The organism is Streptomyces sparsus (assembly GCF_054776295.1).
Window position 1 is genome coordinate 1 of sequence record NZ_BAAHCA010000581.1, and the last position, 3,157, is coordinate 3,157.

Annotated in this window: 4 protein-coding genes; 2 read left to right on the top strand and 2 right to left on the bottom strand. The window is 72.6% G+C overall.

The genetic code is table 11. The annotated features are described in order from the left end of the window. A partial coding sequence (gene pepN, locus ACYVE9_RS20525) for an aminopeptidase N (RefSeq protein ID WP_461029354.1) occupies window positions 1-1,816 on the bottom strand: 1,816 nt, incomplete at its 3' end. Window positions 1,817-1,876: 60 nt separating this feature from the next. After that, on the bottom strand, window positions 1,877-2,182 hold the full coding sequence (locus ACYVE9_RS20530; protein WP_461029355.1) for a chorismate mutase: 306 nt from the start codon (window positions 2,180-2,182) through the stop codon (window positions 1,877-1,879). A gap of 213 nt (window positions 2,183-2,395) precedes the next feature. Between ACYVE9_RS20530 and ACYVE9_RS20535 the strand changes: the two genes are divergently transcribed. Beyond that, window positions 2,396-2,590 (top strand): DUF2795 domain-containing protein, encoded by a 195-nt coding sequence (locus tag ACYVE9_RS20535; RefSeq protein ID WP_461029356.1) that lies wholly within the window; start codon window positions 2,396-2,398, stop codon window positions 2,588-2,590. Window positions 2,591-2,744: 154 nt separating this feature from the next. Further along, window positions 2,745-3,098: a hypothetical protein gene (locus ACYVE9_RS20540; protein WP_461029357.1), complete on the top strand. Its 354-nt coding sequence runs from the start codon at window positions 2,745-2,747 to the stop codon at window positions 3,096-3,098. The last annotated feature ends 59 nt before the right edge of the window (window positions 3,099-3,157 follow it).

The window sequence follows — 3,157 nt, forward strand, 5'->3', positions numbered from 1 at the left end:
GGTCGGCGACGTGGTGGCGGGCGAAGGCCAGGACGCCCTGCACCACCGCGTTGTCGCTCTCCCGCGGCAGGTGCGCGGCAGCGGCCTCCAGGTAGGCGGCCGGCGGCAGCTCACCGTCTCTGACCATGTCCCGGGCGGCGTTCCAGACGACTGCCCGGCTGAGCGGATCCGGCAGGCCGGACAGCGCCTCGCGCGCGCAGGCCCAGGAGTCGGGGTCGAGGCGGACCTTGGCGTAGCCGAGGTCCTGGTCGTTGAGCAGCACGAGGTCGGGGCGGGGTCCGGGGAGGGTGAGGGCCGTCCGGCCGGGCGGCTGGGGCACGTCCACCTCGACCCGGTCGCGCAGGACGAGGCGGGCCGGGTCGGCGGGGGCACGGTCGTAGCAGCCGGCGAGCACCCGGTGCGGGCGGCTTCCGTCGTGCCGCACGTCGAGCTGCCAGGTGCCGGGCTCCTTCCCGGGGCCCGGTTCGGGGGTGAGCGTGTCGACGCCCGTGGTGCGCAGCCAGTGCCCGGCCCAGGTGTGCACGTCGCGGTCGGTGGAGCCGGCGAGCGAGTCGAGGAAGTCGGCGAGGGTGGCGTTGCCGAACCGGTGCCGGGTGAAGTGCTCGTTGATGCCGGCCAGGAAGTTCTTCGGGCCGAGCCAGCTGACCAGTTGGCGCAGGGCCGAGGCCCCCTTGGCGTAGGAGATGCCGTCGAAGTTGAGCCGGGCGGCGGCGGTGTCCGGCACGTCCTCGGGGGCGGGTGCGACGGGGTGGGTGGACGGCCGCTGGTCGGCGTCGTAGCCCCAGCTCTTCCGGTTGATCGCGAAGTCCGTCCAGGTGCCCGTCCAGTGGGTGGCGTCGGCCAGCACCTGGAAGCCCATGTACTCGGCGAACGACTCGTTCAGCCAGATGTCGTCCCACCAGCGCAGGGTGACCAGGTCGCCGAACCACATGTGTGCCATCTCGTGTGCGATGACCATGCCGCGGCTCTGCCGCTGGGTGTCGGTGACGGCGGAGCGGTGGATGAACTCGTCGCGGAAGGTGACCAGTCCGGGGTTCTCCATGGCCCCGCTGTTGAACTCGGGGACGAAGGCCTGGTCGTAGGAGTCGAAGGGGTAGGGCTCGTCGAAGATCTCGTGGTAGCGGTCGAAGCAGCGCCTGGTGATGTCGAGCAGTTCCGCGGCGTCCGCGTCGAGGTGCTCGGCGAGGGAGCGCCGTACGTGCAGGCCGAAGGGCAGGCCGGCGTGCTCGGTGCGGACCGAGTGGTAGGGGCCGGCCGCCACCGCCATCAGGTAGGTGCTGATCGGCGGGGTGGTGGCGCACTCCCATCGGCCGGGGCTGCCCTCGACGGGTGTGGTCACGCCGTTGCCGAGCACCGTCCACCCTTCGGGCGCGGTGACGGTGACGTCGAACTCGGCCTTCAGGTCCGGCTGGTCGAAGCAGGCGAAGACGAGCGGGGCGTCCGACTGACAGCACTGGGTGTAGAGGTAGGTCAGGCCGTCGGCGGGGTCGGTGAAGCGGTGCATGCCCTCGCCGGTGTGCGAGTAGCGCATGTCGGCCTCGACGAGCAGGTGGTGGGTGCCCGGGGTGAGCGCGTCGAGCCGGATGCGTCCGCCCTCGGCTTCGGGGGCCAGCTCCCGGCCGTCGAGCACGACCCGGCGCACGGCGGCCGGGCGCACTTCGACGAAGGTGTCACCGTCCGTGCGGGCCGTGAAGTCGACCCGGGTGGTGCTGCCGTAGACCTCCTCGCCGCGGGTGAGGTCGAGGTCGATGGTGTAGCGGTGGACGTCGAGGAGGTGTGCTCGGGTCTGCGCTTCGTCGCGCGTCAGTACGGACATGGGGACATGCTGCCGCACCCCGCTGCGGGCGCGCAGCGGGGTGCGGGGACGGGGGCCCGGTCAGGAGCGGGCGATGGTCTCGTGGTGGCGGATCACCTCGGCGATGATGAACGTCAGCAGCTTCTCGGCGAAGGCCGGGTCCAGCCGGGCGCTCTCGGCGAGCTGCCGCAGCCGGGCGATCTGCCGCGCCTCGCGGGACGGGTCGGCCGGCGGCAGGGCGTGGGCGGCCTTGAGGCGGCCCACCTGCTGGGTGCACTTGAAGCGTTCCGCCAGCATGTGCACGACCGCGGCGTCGATGTTGTCGATGCTCTCGCGCAGCCGGGTGAGTTCCGCCTGGACGGACTCGTCGATGTCACCGTTGCTCATGGGGAGCGACCTTAGACCGGCCGGCGGTGGCGGACGGGATCTGTCCACGCTGCGGATGGCCGGTGCGGGGCGGGCACGCGCGGCGGACGCGGGCGGGTGGGGCCAGTCGAGGTGTCCCCGTTCGGCCGCACGGGCTGGGTGTTTCAGCATGCTCTGCCGGCTTTCGGGTACTTCGCGCACGCCGTGACGGGAATGACCGGAAAGGATTGACTGATGGCCGATACCGATCCCATCGAACTGCAGAAGGCACTCAAGAACGCCGACTATCCAGCGAGCCGAGCGGACCTGGCCTCGCTGGCCCGTGACAACGGTGCCGACAGCGGCTTGGTGGAGAAGATCGAGTCGCTGCCGGACACGGAGTACGACGGCCCCGACGCCGTCACCCGCGAGGTGTTCCACTCCCGGTAGGCGACGGGCCACGCCGGCGGGCGCTTCCCGGGGCCGGGAGCGCCCGCCGGTTCGTCGTTCCGCGCCGCGGGACCGGGTCCATGCAGCCGCGGGTTCGTGCAGCTGGGGCCGCGGGTTCGAGCCGGGGTCGAGCCCGGCCGCGCAGAGTGGCCGGATGACCGCCACAGTGGAACGCCACAGCCCGGTCGGCAGCTGGCAGGCCCGGGTGAGCCGGCCTCGGGAGACGTCGACGGCAACCGTGCACTTCACCCCGGACGGACGCGCCTTTCTCAGCGCCGGGGGCGCCGGCACCTGGACGGCCACCGCCTCCGACACGTTCTCGTTCCGCATCGCCGAGCCGGTCTACGACCGCCGCGGCACGTGCGTGGGCTGGGTGGACGTCGACCAGCGGGCCGTGCTGCACGGTGGCACCTTCACCGGCGCAGGCGTCTCCCATGTGCACGGTCCGGACGGGGCGACGCTGCACAGCGCGGCGGTCCGCATGGTCGCCACCCGCGACGTGCCCTGAGCGGCCTCGGCCAGCCGTTGCCGGCCACCGCCGGAACGGCGGGTCGGCGCGGGCCGGCC